Source organism: Natronocalculus amylovorans, from assembly GCF_023638035.1.
Taxonomy (GTDB): Archaea; Halobacteriota; Halobacteria; order Halobacteriales; family Haloferacaceae; genus Natronocalculus; species Natronocalculus amylovorans.
This window is the reverse complement of record NZ_JAKRVX010000011.1, coordinates 46,258-61,322: the sequence shown is the minus strand read 5'-3', so window position 1 is coordinate 61,322 and position 15,065 is coordinate 46,258. Positions and strand designations below refer to the sequence as shown.

The following is a 15,065-nucleotide window of genomic DNA, read 5'->3' as shown; positions in this document are numbered from 1 at the left end:
CCACGACGATCACCATCACGACGACGACCACGACGATCACCATCACGACGACGACGACCATGACCATGACCACGATCACGAACATGGTGATTATGACCCGCACGTGTGGGTTGATCCAGTACTTGCGCAGACATGTGTTGACAACATTGCAGATGGTCTTGCAGAGGCAGATCCAGACAACGCCGACGACTACTACGACAACGCAGAGGCCTACAAAAACGAGCTCCAAGACCTCCACGAACAGTTTGAGTCAGCACTTGCTCATAAACACATAGACACACTCGTTCTTGCTGGACACGACTCGTTGCAGTATCTCGCAGAACGCTATGATTTCGAGATTCACTCACCGCAGGGAGTCTCACCACAGGATGAGGCGACAACGTCAGACATTATTGACTCGATCGAACTCGTCAATGAGCTTGGAATCTCTCATGTAACGTATGACTATTTCGAGTCTGACAACCTCGCACAACAGATTGTTGCAGAGAGCGATGCAGAAGAGGTTGCAACACTGACACCAGCGGAGGGAAGTACACCAGAATGGAACGATGATGGGTGGGGCTATATCGAGCAGATGGAAGAGATTAACCTTCCGACCCTCGAAGCAGCGCTTGACGCACACTAGTGACCTCAGTTATTGACATTACGGACGTTTCGCTATCCTACGGGGATACCCCCGCAGTGAGTGACGTCTCTCTAACGGTTGAAACAGGTGAGTTCCTCGGGCTTATCGGGCCAAACGGCTCCGGAAAAACAACGCTGCTTCACATTATGTTGGGGCTTTTAGAGCCAGACACCGGGTCTGTGGAGCTGTTTGGAACGCCAATCGATGCGTTCGATGAGGGACATCGAATCGGGTATGTCTCCCAACAATCGACGAACAAGGGCTCCAGTATGCCCGTCACCGTTCGTGAAATTGTCGAGATGGGTCGCTTCTCACATGTTGGTTCGCGACGGCTCGGAGCGGACGACCATGCGATCGTTGACGATGCATTGGAGACGGTCAATATTGATACTCTACAGCATCGTCGTGTGAATGCGCTCTCCGGTGGACAGCGACAGCGGGCATACATTGCTCGCGCACTCGCTTCGGAAGCGGACCTTCTCGCACTCGATGAACCGACAGTTGGTGTTGATGCCGAATCCAGAGACCAATTCTATGGTCTGTTAGACGATCTTAACAACAACGGAATCACAATCGTCCTAATCGAACACGACATTGGAGTTGTTACGGATCGTGCAAGTCGAATTGCCTGCATCAACCGTGAACTGTTCCATCATGGCGATACAGCGTCGTTCGTTGAGAGTAATGCACTTGCAGATGCCTACGGAGCATCCGGGCGGATTGTTCATCATCACCACTAGCACTCTACAATATCTTTAGCAATGCAACGGACAACACCACGACTCCGGGTTTTACGAATAGCAACTGTTGGGATCTGTGCACTTGTTGCAGTTCTATCTCTGTTTCTGCTCAGTGACACACTCCTTGAATACGGGCTTACCAGCGGCACTATTGCGGGCCTATTTGTCTCAGTCGGCCGATCGATCGCAGAACTAACAGGCTTCACACTACTGTCGTTCCGGTTTGGCTGGCGAATGGTCGCAATCGGTGCGCTTATCGGAATTGTTGGCCCACTCATTGGGATGTATATTGTGCATCGAGAGATGGCGCTCATTGGAGAAACGCTTGCACATACCGCATTTGCAGGTGTCGCAATTGGGCTCTTGTTTACATCTGTGACAGGCATTCAGACAAGCTATCTCGTCCCGGCACTGGTTGTGGCAATCATTGGTGCCTTTATTGTGCAGTATCTAGCCGATCGATCGAGTTCCTACGGTGACGTTCCAATTGCAATCATGTTGAGTGGAAGTTTTGCACTCGGGACGCTCGTCATTAGTTTCGGTGGGGGACTAACTGGGATTTCGATCGAAGGCGTTCTCTTTGGTAATGTAAGTGTTGTTCATCCAAGCGGCGGTGCAATGATGCTCGGCCTTAGCGCAATTGTATTGGCTGTCGTTGGAACACAATACAAGCAGTTGCTGTTTATTACGTTTGATGAGCAGGCCGCAAAGGTTGCACAGTTTGATGTCTCACTATATAACTCACTGCTTGTTGTGTTGACCGCACTGGTTGTTGTGGGCGCAATGCAGATTTTGGGTGTGATATTGGTCGCAGCAATGTTGGTTGTTCCAGTCGCTGCGGCCTCGCAGATCGCAACGAGCTTCAGAGAAGCGGTTTACATTTCGATTCTCGTCGGTGAGTTCTCAGTGATTGTTGGGATACTCGCTGCGCATCAAGCAGGGCTTCCTGCAGGTGGATCGATCGTGATGATTGCAGTATTTTTCTATGCTGCAGCAGTTATTCTCTCGGAGCGGGGCCTTTCAACCGTGTCAGCGCATTAACATTCTTTTGACGGTTACAGAACATCGAGGAGAAAGCCCACGACTGAAGTCGTGGGATGAATCCGACACCCCCTAGACTGTCTACTGTTCGATAGCAGGGCAGGATATTCCACGCTGCGTAATCCATCCCTTCAAGTAGGTTTCTCTACATAGGTTATGTATGGCGAAACAGGTCGTTACTCGCACCTACACTGCTTCCATCAAGAATCAGCAACAGGTGTCTGACGACCTCGATTCGCTCGGATTCGCCGCTTCGAAACTCTGGAACGTCGGACGCTGGACGTGTAGTCGTGTCTGGGACGAAATCGACTACATCCCAGAACACGACGAACTCACTGCGTACCTCAAGAGCCACGAGCGCTACGATGACCTGCATTCTCAGTCAAGTCAACGAGTCCTTCAAGAACTCGCTGAAGCGTTCAACGGCTGGTACGGCAAACGACGCAACGGAGACACAAAAGCGAACCCGCCCGGCTACCGCAAACACGGTGACGAACACCCACGAAGCACGATCACGTTCAAAGCCGCGGGTTTTAAACTCGACACCCAGTACAACCGAGTTCGGCTCTCAAAAGGTTCGAATCTTAAAGAATATTGGTCGGACTTCATCCTCTGCGAGTACGAAACTCGCCCCGACGTTGACCTCTCCACCGTGGAGAACGTCCAACAAGTCAGGGGCGTCTGGACAGGTAACGAGTGGAGACTCCACTTGGTCTGTAAAGTCAAAATCGAAGTGTTGGAAGCACCCGGTGAGAAGACCGTAGGTGTTGACCTCGGCATCAACAATTTCGCCGCCCTCGCCTACGAGGACGGCCACGCCGAGTTGTATCCGCTCAACTGCCTAAAACAAGACGACTACTACTTCAGCAAACGTATTGCTCGGTGTGACGACTCGGACTCCGAGCAAGCTACTCGGTTGAGCCAGAAGAAGTCGGCTCGCCGCACCCACTATTTCCACACACTCTCCAAACACATCGTTCGACGGTGTGTGGACGAACGTGTTGGAACGATCGTGGTGGGCGATATATCTGGTATTCGTGAGGACGAGGAGCACGGTGAGGCGAAGAACTGGGGCAAACATGGGAACTTGGACTTGCATTCGTGGGCGTTTAACCGCTTCAGCGACCTGTTGGACTACAAAGCCGAGATGGAAGGTATAACGGTTGAGTACGTGTCGGAACGGGATACGTCGAAGTCGTGTTCGTGTTGTGGTCGTAAGCGTGATTCAAACCGTGTTGAACGCGGGTTGTACGTGTGCAATGAGTGTGGCACGGTAGCGAACGCTGATGTGAACGGTGCTGAGAACATTCGAGAAAAAGTATCTCCGAGTTCACCGAATCTATCGGTGAATAGGAGTAACGGCTGGTTGGCACAGCCATCGACGTTCTTGTTTGACAAAGAAGCTGGTGCGTTCGCACCTCAAGAACAGGTCACGTCGTAAACCACAATATCCCAACGGCGGTCGGGAATCCCACGACGTTAGTCGTGTGGAGGATGTCAATGAAATACAAACTACTAGTAAATATCCATATTTGGACTGATTTGTTGTGATAATTCTATATATTTCATGAATATAGTGGAACGTGACTGTATACCGATTCCCGTGTCACAAGAACCACACCGTTCTTTAAGAAGACTCAGTGAGTAGGCTGAACTGATGGGAACCCTAACCGAGTTGTTCGCACCCGATCGCATCGCGGTCATTGGTGCAACCGCACGTGAGGGGTCGATCGGACGAGCGGTCACCACGAATCTCATTGCAGATTACGAAGGTGAGATCGTCCCGGTCAACCCCAAATATGACGAGGTGCTGGGCCTCTCTTGTGTTGCAGACATTTCCGAGGCGGACGCAGACATGGCTGTTGTCGTCGTCCCGCCACAGATTGCGCTGCACGCTGTTGAGGCAGCCGGCGAAGCCGGCGTTCAGAACGTCGTCGTCATCACTGCGGGCTTCGGCGAAACAGGCGGCGAAGGTGCATCGCGTGAAAAACAACTCCGTGAAATTGCAGACAAATACGATCTCAACGTTGTTGGTCCGAACAGTCTGGGAATTATGTCAACGACTGGTGGCATGAACGCCACATTCGGACCGGATAACGCACTCCCTGGCGGCATGTCGTTCATGAGCCAGTCAGGCGCGTTCATTACTGCAGTCCTTGACTGGGCAAACGACGAGGGCGTTGGATTCAAAGATGTCGTCTCGCTGGGTAACAAAGCAGTACTTGATGAGACTGATTTTGTTGACCATTGGGGCGATGATGAGGAGACGGACGTCGTTATTGGCTATCTCGAAGGTATTTCGGATGGTCGAGCCTTCATCGACGCTGCACGAAAGGCGACACAAGACACACCGATCGTACTCGTAAAATCAGGGCGAACGGACGCTGGCGCGCAGGCTGCATCCTCACACACAGGGACGCTTGCAGGGAGCGAGCAGGCGTATGAGGTCGGTCTTGACCAAGCGGGTGTCCTTCGTGCTGAGTCGGTCCAAGAGCTGTTTGATGCAGCACAGATGCTTGCCAATCAGCCCCTGCCGGAGAACAAAGATGTCGCGATCGTCACCAACGCTGGTGGCCCGGGTGTGATGTCGACAGATGCGGTTGGTGACTCTGATCTCTCAATGGCATCATTCAGTCAGGAGACGCTTGATGAATTCTCTGAGAAGCTCCCGGTTGAAGGAAATATCTACAATCCGGTGGACATTGTCGGTGATGCGGATATCGATCGCTTCACTGACGCACTGGACATTGCGCTCGCAGACGAAAACGTTGGGATGGCGCTTGTGCTGTCGTGTCCAACAGCGGTGCTCAATTACGAAGAGCTTGCGGAGGCGACTGTCGAACTTCGAGAAAAACACCAGAAACCGGTTGCAGCGTGTTTCATGGGCGGCGAGCGAGTGAATGCGTCAGCAAGTATTCTACAGGATGCAGGGATTCCGAACTACTTCGATCCATCGCGTGCGATCGGCGCACTGGATGCGCTTGCAGAGTACAACGACATTCAGTCCCGTGAATATGACGAGCCAACCAGATTTGACGTTGATAAAGAAAAAGCACACAAGATCCTTAGCCGCGTGAAAGAGCGAGGCGACAATCGACTTGGAGTCGAGGCAATGGGATTGCTTGACGCCTACGGCATACCAACACCACAGGGAGAGATCATTGACGATCCAGAAGATGCCCGTGAGGTTGCAGCGTCGATCGACGGCCCAGTTGTTATGAAGATTGTCAGCCCAGATATCCTCCATAAATCGGATATCGGTGGCGTAAAAGTCGGTGTTGAAGACGAAGATGTCGAAGATGCGTTCGAAGATTTAATCACCAGAGCCCGCAACTATCAGCCGGATGCAAATCTGCTGGGTGTTCAAGTTCAAGAGATGGTCGATCTCGACACTGGCGTCGAGACGATCGTTGGAATGAACCGAGATCCACAGTTCGGTCCATTGATGATGTTCGGACTTGGTGGCATCTTCGTGGAAATCCTCGAAGACACGACCTTCCGCGTTGCTCCGGTCGCAGAGAGCGAAGCACGCGAAATGACAGAAGAGATCAAAACAGCCCCAATGCTTCGGGGGGCACGTGGACAAGAGCCAGTTGATGTCGATGGAGTTGTTGAGACAATTCAGCGGCTCTCACAGCTGGTGACGGACTTCCCGGCAATCATGGAGTTCGATATTAATCCACTTGTCGCAACGCCCGTCGGCCCAGACGAAGATTCAGGTGTCAAGGCCGTCGATATTAGACTCACCGTTGATCCAGAAAGCCTATGAAATCCATACTCGTTACCGCAACAAAGGAAAGTACCGGCAAAACGGCGATCGCACTGGCGCTTGCGACACTTGCAAACGAACGCGGCCAGTCGGTCGGCTACATGAAACCAAAAGGAACCCGACTCCAGAGCAATGTCGGGAAGACACTCGACCAAGACCCAATGCTTGCCCGTGAGCTATTGGGGCTTGATGCAGAGATGCACGAACTCGAACCGATCGTCTACTCACCAACATTCATTGATGGTGCGATCCGTGGTCGGGAGAACCCAGACGACCTGCGTGCACGAATCAAAGAGGAATATGACTCACTCGCAGCAGACAAAGACCTGATGGTCGTCGAAGGTGGTGGCTCGCTCACGACTGGAGGTATTGTTGGCCTCACAGATCCAGAGGTTGCAGACGTTCTCGACTCGGAGGTTGTTCTCGTCGCAGACTACACACAGCCCGGAGATATCGACGAAATCCTAGCTGCCGCAGATGATATCGGCGATCGGCTCACTGGAGTACTCTTCAACCGTGTTTCCGACACGGCATTTGATGAGTTGGATACCGACGTAATTCCGTTCCTCGAAAGTCGAGACATCCCAGTGCTTGGTGCAATTCCGTACGAGCAGGAGCTTGCAGGCGTGACCGTTTCCGAGCTTGCAACAGAGCTCGGTGCAAAGACACTCACGAGCGTTGATACTGACGCGTTCGTTGAGCGGTTCCTTGTCGGTGCAATGGGCGGAGATGAGGCACTTCGCTTCTTCCGACGTGCCCGCGATGCCGCAGTCATCACTGGTGGTGACCGTTCAGAGATTCACACCGCAGCGATCGAAGCACCTGGTGTGAAATGTCTGATCCTCACAGGTGGACACCGCCCATCATCAGCTGTGCTTGGTCGTGCAGAAGAGGAAGGAAAACCGGTACTGGCACTCAACACAGATACGTTGACAGCTGTCGATCGGGCCGAAGAGATCGTCCGAAGCGGCCGAACGCGTGATGAGCGAACTGTGGAGATTATGAGCGAGTTGCTCTCTGCGCGTGCAGATATTGGCTTACTACTTGATAATTAAAAGAGAGACCATTGACATCCTCCCGCGCCTAAAGGCGCGGGTATTCTCCTTGAAATTCTATAATACGGTAATACCTTTTTTCGATCGGTTACCTATCCGAACAACAGTCAATGCTGTTGTCTATTCAAAATGGTTTTTGTACGGGCATCGTCTGTTGCAACGCGCGTAAGATCGGATTATCATGAAACAGTGTGTGGTGTTCTTGACAGTGCTTGACAAGTACATATAACATGACCGCAACTGTCGTTGTCGGTATCGATGGTGCAACGCGACGATTGATCGATTCCTGGGTGGCTGATGGAACATTACCAACGTTTGAGCGGCTCTTTGCTGATGGCGTAACTGGAGAGCTACAATCCGTGCTCCCCCCAGTGACATCGCCAAATTGGAAGGCGTATGCAACAGGGAAAAATCCTGGAAAGATTGGCGTCTTTTGGTGGCAGAATGTGGATGTCAAAAACCGTCGAGTGTGGCTCCCCGCGGAACGATATCAGCACAATACGGAATACTGGGAACTGCTGGCAACAGATCACCGTGTTGGAGTCTTAAATGTGCCTACAACGTACCCACCAAAGTCCGTTGGTGAATTCCTTGTTTCTGGGCCACCAGATGGTGAAAACACCGGGTTTACGCATCCAAAATCGTTGGAGCATACGCTTCGATCGAACTACGAGTATCGAGTGACAAAACACGGCTCCCTCAGCGATGGCGACCCGGACGCATTTGAGGACGTATTGGAGCTTATTGACCTTCGCTTCACAGTTGCAAAGGATCTCGCAGCCGAACACTCGCTTGATTTTCTGCAGGTCACAACGTTCTATATCAACTCACTACACCACCATCGGTGGAACGACGAGTACGTAAAACGTGGCTGGAAACTGATTGATGAGCATCTCTCGGAGTTCCTTGCTGATGAGGATCGAAATATTGTCCTCATGAGCGACCACGGCCATGCCAAAATCGAATCCGTATTTTATATCAACGAGTGGCTCGGAGAACAAGGCTACCTATCGTACGAGAGTGACGTTGCAGAAACGCTTCATTCCGCAGGGATCACAACCGATCGGATCAAGCGGCTGTTGACTCCTGCAGATAAGCGGCTCTCAAAGATTGATCTCCAATCGGTTGCTGCATCGGTTGCCCCACAGTGGTTGTTAAATCGACTGCCAGACGATCGCGGTGGACTTGGTGGTAGCAAACACGGAATAGTTGAATGGGATGATACCCTTGCATTGGCAAGCGCACAAGGGCCAGTGTATCTCACCATTCCTTCCTCTGACCCACAGTACGAATCCCTTCGAACTGAACTGATAGATGCATTCACGTCGCTGACAGGTGCTGACGGACAGCCGATCGCAAGAGACGTATATCGTGGAGAAGAGGTATACAGTGGCCGATTTGCTGATGAAGCTCCAGATATAGTCATTGATAAAGCTCCACAGGTGAATATCCGAGAAACGCTTGGAACGGGACGAGTATTCGCAGCGCGCGATCGATCGTGGGCAGGCGTGAATCGCCGTGAAGGGCTCTTTTGTGCCCATGGGCCAGCATTCTCAGACGAGGACATTGGTTCGCTTTCGATTCTTGATCTTGCGCCGACGCTTTTGCACCTACATGGTCACGCAGTTCCAGACGATATGGATGGAGAGGTACGAAAAGACGTGTTTGCTGAGGGAACAGCACCAGCCGACCGTGAGCCAGAAACAGGACCAGGAGACCAGTATATTCGCCCACCAACCTGAATTGAATTAGATACTGGTCGCCTGATCGACGAGTGCAGTAATCGTCTCTGCAGTTTCTGCATCCGTTTCAACGAGTGGAGGCCGGACCGCGTCTGTTGGAATAACCGATCGATGCGAGAGTGCCGCTTTTGTTGCTGGTGCAAACCCAACCGAAAGACACGTCTCAAAAAGCGGTGCGATCGACGTCTGCTGCAGTTCGGCTGCCCGATCGCTCTGTGGAGCCCCAGCTAATTCAGCAAAGACGCTCGGTAACACATTAGAGAGGGCGTGAATCCCACCATCGGCACCAATACGGAGCGATGGTAAGAGGAGATTATCGAATCCTTGGAGTAACAGAAACGGGTCAGCAGTCTGACGAAGCAGTTGTGAAAAGTAGCCAAAGTCGCCGCTTGAATCTTTGAGTCCGATGAATTGCTCCTGTGTTGAGAGCGCGACAACGGTCTCTGGATCGATCGGTGCACCGGTACAGGATGGGATATTGTACAACAGCAGTGGGAGCTCGGAATCCGCTGCAACCTGCTCAAAGTAGGCTTGGTTGCCTTGGGGTGCATTTGCGGTGTGGAAATACGGCGGTGTCACAACCGCAACATCCGCACCAGCATCTGCTGCGGCCGTAATCTGCGCAACGGTATCATGGACGTTTGGGGACGCAACACCGGCGAGTACGGGTACCCCCTCAGCGTGTGACACGGTCGTTTCGATCGTCTGCAGTCGCTCATCAAACGTCAAGCTTGCAAACTCACCGGTTGTTCCACATGGGAAGAGCCCTGAGACACCACGATCGACAACAAACGACACCAACTCGGAGAGTGCAGTCTCATCGAGTGACCCATCAGCAGTAAACGGCGTTACAAGTGGTGGTGTGACACCACGGAGTGCAGTTTGGAGATCCATATACCCATGTTATGAGCAATCATGATAGTGGTTTGCGTCCATGCAGGGTAGACCGTACGATCTAAAGAAATGATTCGAATGTGGTTTGCCGATCGACACCAGCAGTCGCTGCCTCAAACTGCAGCAGGGATCGTTTCTGCTCGACACCGCCTGCAGCAGAAAAGCCACCACTCCCATTCGTTTCCAACAACTCTGTGGCAAGGAACAAACAGTGGAAGCGGGTTCTGGCCACACATCGTCCCAACCGCAACGGGAGCAGTATCACATTGGGAAGCCACTGCCGCATAGGTGCGAGTCTCACCGTATGGGATCTCAACAAGCTCACGCAGTACCGTCCCGAGAAGGCCATCAGGATATGTTATTGTCACATCGAACGATCGACGGTCACCGTTCGCATACGCGTCAATCTGCGTTTCAATTGGTGGTCCCGCAGTCGTGATCCGTGAACGATCGATTACTAACTCATGCCCATGCAGCGAAAAACAGAACTGATCTGCTTCAGCCGGAGGAGACATGGCCTACCGGCTGTATGCGAGGTTCATCAGCCACTGTGAGAATGCATCACTTTGGGCGTCAATATCCTCCTCGCCAATAAATGGAGAGAGCATGTCGCCGGCCATCAGTAGTTCGAAGTTGAGATCACGTGTTGCAGGCTCAAGATAGTACGTCGTGTGACCTTTGTATACCGCACTCTCTCGTTTTATCAGATCGGAGGTGACAAGCGCCTCTGCGATTCGGCTTCCCTTTCTAGAAGAGACGTCCAACTCTTTCCAGAAGTCACTTTGGTGGATTCCTCCGGTCTCGCGGATGAGCTCCAGCCCAGCTCGTTCGTCGTCCGACAGTTCTGCCTCAATCTCGGACACACTCATACTACTATCGAGAGGACGCAACTTGCATAAAGGTGGCTTTCTGTCCGGGCGTTTCAGCTGAGAACTCAGTACAAACGGTCTGTTTCTGAAATAGGCTCAAATGCCGTTTGGCACGGTGGACCACTCGCAAAGAGATATCTATCTCTGATCCGATCGCCATCCGTTTGAAGGCTAATAAGGGACGACGATCGGGTGCCAAATCCATCGCCGTGGATGCAGACTCCGAACTCGTGATCACCAAGCACAGCACCTGCACGTTTGAGCCACGCTTCTGTGGTTTCACCCGTTTTGACTGCGAGCTCATTTCGAACTATCGTCGCAGCTGCTGCTTGGGCCGTTCCACGATCGGGATGGGATGTTGATTCAAATCGTGACCCATCTGCACCAACGTTGACAACAACGTGGACACCCGGATCAAACACCGTTTTTCGAAGTGTTCCATCATACTCGAACAAGATTGCATCAGTCGCATCCGCAAGCATGAGATTAAACCCAGCATAGCGGTGTTTCAAAACGGTATCAGCGACGAAGGACGAAGCTTCCTCAACGGTACTGTAAGAGAGACAATCTGCAACGAGTGCTCCACGCGATCGTACTCCCTCCCTGTCGACCCATCGATTCGTAATCCCAACAAAAAGGCCGAACTCGTTATACCCGATCCACGTGCCACCCGCAGTTTCGTCTCGTGGTGCAATCACTAATGGGGTTTCGCGGTACGTTGTTGGTGCGCTTGCGGGTCGATCGAATCGCTCATCACGGTTTGCAGCGACAGCAATCGGCGTCTCAGGGAGGCATTGCCAAGCGATTGCTAAGGTACACACGATACACAATATGTGTTCAAAGACAAAAGGTCGGGCGGTAATTGCCCGAAAAGAAACGCAATCATACGATGCGACGAGCGCAGACTGGGTGGCTGGACAGAACGCTGACGCGCATCTGGTCGAAAACGGGGGCTGGACCGTCCTCGACGGGCGCTCGTCGACATGTTAACCTTTACTCGTTGTAGAATAAATCTTTTGGTGGTATAGATTCTGTATCAATACATGAAAGCAATCGCTGTCAAATCGGGCGCTGGAAAACCAGAGCTCATTGAAGTCCCTGATCCGGTGCCAGACGACGGGGAAGCGTTGGTTCGGACACTCCGTGTCGGTGTTGACGGGACGGATCATGAGGTCATTGCCGGGGGACACGGCGGAACTCCAGAAGGCGAAGATCATCTTATTTTGGGCCATGAGGCGGTTGGCGTCGTTGCGGATCCAAATGGAACGTCTCTGTCCGAAGGCGACGTTGTGGTTCCAACCGTTCGACGGGCACCGAACGGACCAAATGAATACTTCGAACGCGGTGAGCCGGACATGGCCCCAGATGGCCAGTATCATGAGCGAGGGATTGTCGGAAAACACGGATTTATGTCCGAATACTTCACAAGCCCCGAGGAGTATCTGGTTCCAATTCCGGATGAGCTTGCAGAGATCGGATTCCTTGTTGAGCCTGTTTCAATCACTGAGAAGGCAGTTGAGCACGCACGTGCAAGTCGATCGGCATTTGAGTGGAATCCAAGCTCTGCAGTTATTCTTGGGAACGGAAGTCTTGGACTGTTAACGCTTGCAATGTTTGTCGACTCATTCGATCGTGCCTACTGTTTGGGCCGCCGCGAACGGCCGGATATTACGATCGACATCATTGAATCGCTCGGGGGAACGTACATCAACTCAAATGAGACGCCTGTTGCAGCGATTCCGGATGTGTATGGGGCCCCGGATCTTATTTATGAAGCAACAGGATACGCGAAACACGCATTCGATTCGGTAGAGGCGCTGGCACCAAACGGTGTTGCTGCACTACTCGGCGTCCCCGGAGACTGGGAGTTTGAGGTGAACGGGGGGAAAATACACCGCGAGATTGTCCTACATAATAAAGCAATAATCGGCAGTGTCAACTCACACGTCCATCATTTTGAAGCGGCTGTCGACTCGCTACAAAGGATGGATGACGAATTTATAGATGCGTTGGTGACGGGTGTCTACGAGTTGGACTCGTTTGCGGATGCATTCGTTAATGACGACACGACTATTAAAACGGCAGTACAATTCAGTAGATATGAAGAACGTTGATGACCTAATCGAGAGCGCAAAAGAGCTGGCCGATCGAGGGCTTGCGAAAGGAGAGATTGCAGATGAGCTTAATGTCTCGCGAGAAACCGCAAGCTGGCTCGTTGAACGAAGCGGTGTAAAAAGCACACCGAAAGCCGAAACTACATCACAAACTGGCCCACACGATATTCACGTTGATTGGAGCGCGATCGGCCGCGATAGCGCACGATTGACGCACATTGGCTTTGCAATGGCGGACCTCCTATCGAAAGAAGGGGATGATGTTGATCTCACGATCGGGATTGAAAAAGCAGGTGCACCGATTGCAACCGTTGTTGCACAGGAACTAGAGACGGATATTGGAACCTATGCACCCGCAAAACATCAGTGGGAGGAGGGTGATATCGAAGATCTCGGTGGGGGCTTTTCCAGAAACTTCGCTGCAATCCGTAACCGTGAGTGCTACATCGTAGACGATACGGTTACGAGCGGGACGACGCTACGAGAGACGATCGAAGCAATTCGCGGACAGGGAGGCGACCCTGTTGCCTGTGTGGTGCTTGTCGATAAACAAGGTGTGGATGAGATTGATGGCGTTCCGGTGTACTCGTTGATCAACGTTGTCCAAGTCGAACGCGACGAATAACAGTCACTCTTTTAATCATATTTTCGCTGCGTGACGCAATACATTTCCGAGCGACGCGCATAATAGGATGTATGACATTCCAACCAGGGAGTGATCTCAGCGCAGATGAGATCGAAGACCGCGTTGTAGAAACCATTGAGTCAAATGATGTTGTCCTCTTTATGAAAGGTAACCGACTAATGCCGCAGTGTGGCTACTCAGCCCGTGCCCTTGAGCTCATTGGTCAGTACCAAGAAGAGTTTGAGACTGTTGATGTGCTCCCCGCGCTTGACCATTATCGAGCAGCATTGAACGGACAGAGCGGTTGGGAGACCATTCCACAGACATATGTTAACGGCGAATTCATCGGTGGAAGCGACATACTCGCCGAATTAGATGAACGTGGAGACCTCAAAGCAACACTTACTGACGAATAACTACCCCCTTATTTCAAACAGATCGTTACTGATTGGAAGGGCAGGCCATATATGTCTCCCAAACCAATATAGGGTAGGTATCGCCGCAGTCACGGGAAACTGACTCCCGAAACACCAAACCCAACCACTTACCATGACAGGTCGCGTATTCCGCCTTCACTCGACGCTAGAACTGCCACTCGAAGATGTTGAAACGTATTTTGATACGAATCCAAACCTCCCACCGGAGATTGAGGACGTAGACATCACACGACGAAATAACACGCTCATTATCAAAGCGGTCTCAACTGATGACAATCTCAGTAAGTACACACCGACAGCACAGCTGAAAGCAAGTGTTACTGAAACACGCGTGTACGAAGAAGAACCACCTCGCGCAGGCGGGCCACAGTGGGTTCAAGATGAAGAAGAGGAGATTCCATCCGAGCTTGTTGAGTTTGCCTGCTTCAAAGGTGACCGTGAGACGGTCTTGCAAAACTCAGCGCTGCAGTATCCAATGTTCTTGGTTCTTCGGGACCTCGCAATGGAAACCGAAAAAGGAAATCTGACTGCGATTACGGAAGAAGGCGGCTCCCTAACGGCGACCCGTATTGTCGAGGGCGAAGAACGCCCAGCAACAGTAGAAGTTGTCGAGAGCCCTCGACAGAACAAACAGGAAAACAGCGGTGTCAACTGGCGCGATAACAAGTTCATCTCATAAGTAGTTGGTCAGCTGACAGACGTTCGAATTTTTAGCACATGGCTGTGTACAGTAGACATATGAGTGAGATGACTCCCTCGTTGGAAGCTGCGTTTGAGTACACTGATTACGATCTACTCGATGTCACAGTGAATCGACAGACAGTTCGGCTGTCAGTCAAGCAAGCGGATGCTGATGCGCAAGCGCTGCGCGCGATCGTTGAAGAAGCAGTTGGTGCGGACGGGTTTTTTGGACTGAATGTGACAACAGAGCAAAACGCAACTGATGATGTTGGTTCAGTCGTGACGTTCCAACAGCGCGGATAGTGCCTATTTGAGACGAGTAACAACTCTATACTATTAGTGGCTAAGACAGAATTCGCTCTATGAGAGCAACAGCTGTCCACAGCTGCTGCAACTGTTGCCGTCAGTCAAAACTTGAGACAATCATCAACGGTGACATAAGAGCTTTTACGCTGGTAATTATATATAATTAC

At 51.7% G+C, this 15,065-nt stretch carries 17 protein-coding genes; 13 read left to right on the top strand and 4 right to left on the bottom strand.

Annotated features, from left to right (window positions below; genetic code table 11):
• From AArcSt2_RS16075 to AArcSt2_RS16045, 7 genes are all read left to right on the top strand, one after another.
• Window positions 1-625, top strand: a 625-nt coding sequence (locus AArcSt2_RS16075) for a metal ABC transporter substrate-binding protein (RefSeq protein ID WP_250586176.1), incomplete at its 5' end; no start/stop codon positions are given.
• The gene (locus tag AArcSt2_RS16070; protein WP_174653482.1) at window positions 625-1,365 is read left to right on the top strand and encodes a metal ABC transporter ATP-binding protein; all 741 of its coding nucleotides are present in this window, start codon (window positions 625-627) and stop codon (window positions 1,363-1,365) included. The genes AArcSt2_RS16075 and AArcSt2_RS16070, both read left to right, overlap by 1 nt.
• Before the next feature lie 21 nt (window positions 1,366-1,386).
• Window positions 1,387-2,406 carry a metal ABC transporter permease gene (locus AArcSt2_RS16065; RefSeq protein ID WP_174653481.1) on the top strand — a complete coding sequence of 340 codons (1,020 nt, stop codon included), beginning with the start codon at window positions 1,387-1,389 and terminating at the stop codon, window positions 2,404-2,406.
• A gap of 160 nt (window positions 2,407-2,566) precedes the next feature.
• Window positions 2,567-3,847 (top strand): RNA-guided endonuclease InsQ/TnpB family protein, encoded by a 1,281-nt coding sequence (locus tag AArcSt2_RS16060; protein ID WP_250586174.1) that lies wholly within the window; start codon window positions 2,567-2,569, stop codon window positions 3,845-3,847.
• Between the two features lie 216 nt (window positions 3,848-4,063).
• On the top strand, window positions 4,064-6,175 hold the full coding sequence (locus tag AArcSt2_RS16055; RefSeq protein ID WP_250586172.1) for an acetate--CoA ligase family protein: 2,112 nt from the start codon (window positions 4,064-4,066) through the stop codon (window positions 6,173-6,175).
• Window positions 6,172-7,230 (top strand): phosphotransacetylase family protein, encoded by a 1,059-nt coding sequence (locus AArcSt2_RS16050; RefSeq protein WP_250586170.1) that lies wholly within the window; start codon window positions 6,172-6,174, stop codon window positions 7,228-7,230. The genes AArcSt2_RS16055 and AArcSt2_RS16050 overlap by 4 nt, the downstream gene beginning before the upstream one ends.
• A 230-nt stretch (window positions 7,231-7,460) precedes the next feature.
• Window positions 7,461-8,972 (top strand): alkaline phosphatase family protein, encoded by a 1,512-nt coding sequence (locus AArcSt2_RS16045; protein WP_250586168.1) that lies wholly within the window; start codon window positions 7,461-7,463, stop codon window positions 8,970-8,972.
• A gap of 6 nt (window positions 8,973-8,978) precedes the next feature.
• Here the strand turns inward: AArcSt2_RS16045 and AArcSt2_RS16040 are convergent, their stop codons facing one another.
• The 4 genes from AArcSt2_RS16040 to AArcSt2_RS16025 form a co-directional block, all read right to left on the bottom strand.
• A complete protein-coding gene (locus tag AArcSt2_RS16040; protein ID WP_250586166.1) occupies window positions 8,979-9,866 on the bottom strand; it encodes a dihydrodipicolinate synthase family protein in 888 nt (295 codons plus the stop codon).
• Window positions 9,867-9,979: 113 nt separating this feature from the next.
• Complete coding sequence (locus AArcSt2_RS16035) at window positions 9,980-10,381, bottom strand: methylated-DNA--[protein]-cysteine S-methyltransferase (RefSeq protein WP_250586163.1); 402 nt, start codon at window positions 10,379-10,381, stop codon at window positions 9,980-9,982.
• Between the two features lie 3 nt (window positions 10,382-10,384).
• Complete coding sequence (locus AArcSt2_RS16030) at window positions 10,385-10,735, bottom strand: helix-turn-helix transcriptional regulator (RefSeq protein ID WP_250586162.1); 351 nt, start codon at window positions 10,733-10,735, stop codon at window positions 10,385-10,387.
• A 65-nt stretch (window positions 10,736-10,800) separates the two neighbouring features.
• The gene (locus AArcSt2_RS16025; RefSeq protein WP_250586159.1) at window positions 10,801-11,556 is read right to left on the bottom strand and encodes an NRDE family protein; all 756 of its coding nucleotides are present in this window, start codon (window positions 11,554-11,556) and stop codon (window positions 10,801-10,803) included.
• Between the two features lie 10 nt (window positions 11,557-11,566).
• Here AArcSt2_RS16025 and AArcSt2_RS16020 point away from each other — a divergent pair, with 10 nt between their 5' ends.
• From AArcSt2_RS16020 to AArcSt2_RS15995, 6 genes are all read left to right on the top strand, one after another.
• Window positions 11,567-11,725 carry a hypothetical protein gene (locus AArcSt2_RS16020; RefSeq protein ID WP_250586157.1) on the top strand — a complete coding sequence of 53 codons (159 nt, stop codon included), beginning with the start codon at window positions 11,567-11,569 and terminating at the stop codon, window positions 11,723-11,725.
• A 53-nt stretch (window positions 11,726-11,778) separates the two neighbouring features.
• Window positions 11,779-12,849, top strand: a complete 1,071-nt coding sequence (locus tag AArcSt2_RS16015; RefSeq protein WP_250586155.1) for a glucose 1-dehydrogenase — start codon at window positions 11,779-11,781, stop codon at window positions 12,847-12,849.
• The gene (gene gfcR, locus AArcSt2_RS16010) at window positions 12,836-13,474 is read left to right on the top strand and encodes a transcriptional regulator GfcR (protein WP_250586153.1); all 639 of its coding nucleotides are present in this window, start codon (window positions 12,836-12,838) and stop codon (window positions 13,472-13,474) included. The genes AArcSt2_RS16015 and gfcR overlap by 14 nt, the downstream gene beginning before the upstream one ends.
• A 71-nt stretch (window positions 13,475-13,545) precedes the next feature.
• Window positions 13,546-13,890: a glutaredoxin family protein gene (locus AArcSt2_RS16005; RefSeq protein ID WP_250586151.1), complete on the top strand. Its 345-nt coding sequence runs from the start codon at window positions 13,546-13,548 to the stop codon at window positions 13,888-13,890.
• A gap of 133 nt (window positions 13,891-14,023) precedes the next feature.
• Entirely contained in the window at window positions 14,024-14,590 is a 567-nt protein-coding gene (locus AArcSt2_RS16000; protein WP_174653467.1) for a DUF7110 family protein, read from the top strand.
• Between the two features lie 59 nt (window positions 14,591-14,649).
• Entirely contained in the window at window positions 14,650-14,895 is a 246-nt protein-coding gene (locus AArcSt2_RS15995; protein ID WP_250586149.1) for a hypothetical protein, read from the top strand.
• Window positions 14,896-15,065 lie beyond the last annotated feature (170 nt).

Bases quoted from the DNA above. Each gene is read 5' to 3' on its own strand.
- AArcSt2_RS16005 (WP_250586151.1), top strand. From the start codon at position 13,546: ATGACATTCCAACCAGGGAGTGATCTCAGCGCAGATGAGATCGAAGAC.
- AArcSt2_RS16015 (WP_250586155.1), top strand. From the start codon at position 11,779: ATGAAAGCAATCGCTGTCAAATCGGGCGCTGGAAAACCAGAGCTCATT.
- AArcSt2_RS16020 (WP_250586157.1), top strand. From the start codon at position 11,567: ATGTGTTCAAAGACAAAAGGTCGGGCGGTAATTGCCCGAAAAGAAACG.
- AArcSt2_RS16000 (WP_174653467.1), top strand. From the start codon at position 14,024: ATGACAGGTCGCGTATTCCGCCTTCACTCGACGCTAGAACTGCCACTC.
- AArcSt2_RS16035 (WP_250586163.1), bottom strand. From the start codon at position 10,381: ATGTCTCCTCCGGCTGAAGCAGATCAGTTCTGTTTTTCGCTGCATGGG.
- AArcSt2_RS16040 (WP_250586166.1), bottom strand. From the start codon at position 9,866: ATGGATCTCCAAACTGCACTCCGTGGTGTCACACCACCACTTGTAACG.
- AArcSt2_RS15995 (WP_250586149.1), top strand. From the start codon at position 14,650: ATGAGTGAGATGACTCCCTCGTTGGAAGCTGCGTTTGAGTACACTGAT.
- gfcR (WP_250586153.1), top strand. From the start codon at position 12,836: ATGAAGAACGTTGATGACCTAATCGAGAGCGCAAAAGAGCTGGCCGAT.
- AArcSt2_RS16030 (WP_250586162.1), bottom strand. From the start codon at position 10,735: ATGAGTGTGTCCGAGATTGAGGCAGAACTGTCGGACGACGAACGAGCT.
- AArcSt2_RS16050 (WP_250586170.1), top strand. From the start codon at position 6,172: ATGAAATCCATACTCGTTACCGCAACAAAGGAAAGTACCGGCAAAACG.
- AArcSt2_RS16065 (WP_174653481.1), top strand. From the start codon at position 1,387: ATGCAACGGACAACACCACGACTCCGGGTTTTACGAATAGCAACTGTT.
- AArcSt2_RS16055 (WP_250586172.1), top strand. From the start codon at position 4,064: ATGGGAACCCTAACCGAGTTGTTCGCACCCGATCGCATCGCGGTCATT.
- AArcSt2_RS16060 (WP_250586174.1), top strand. From the start codon at position 2,567: ATGGCGAAACAGGTCGTTACTCGCACCTACACTGCTTCCATCAAGAAT.
- AArcSt2_RS16045 (WP_250586168.1), top strand. From the start codon at position 7,461: ATGACCGCAACTGTCGTTGTCGGTATCGATGGTGCAACGCGACGATTG.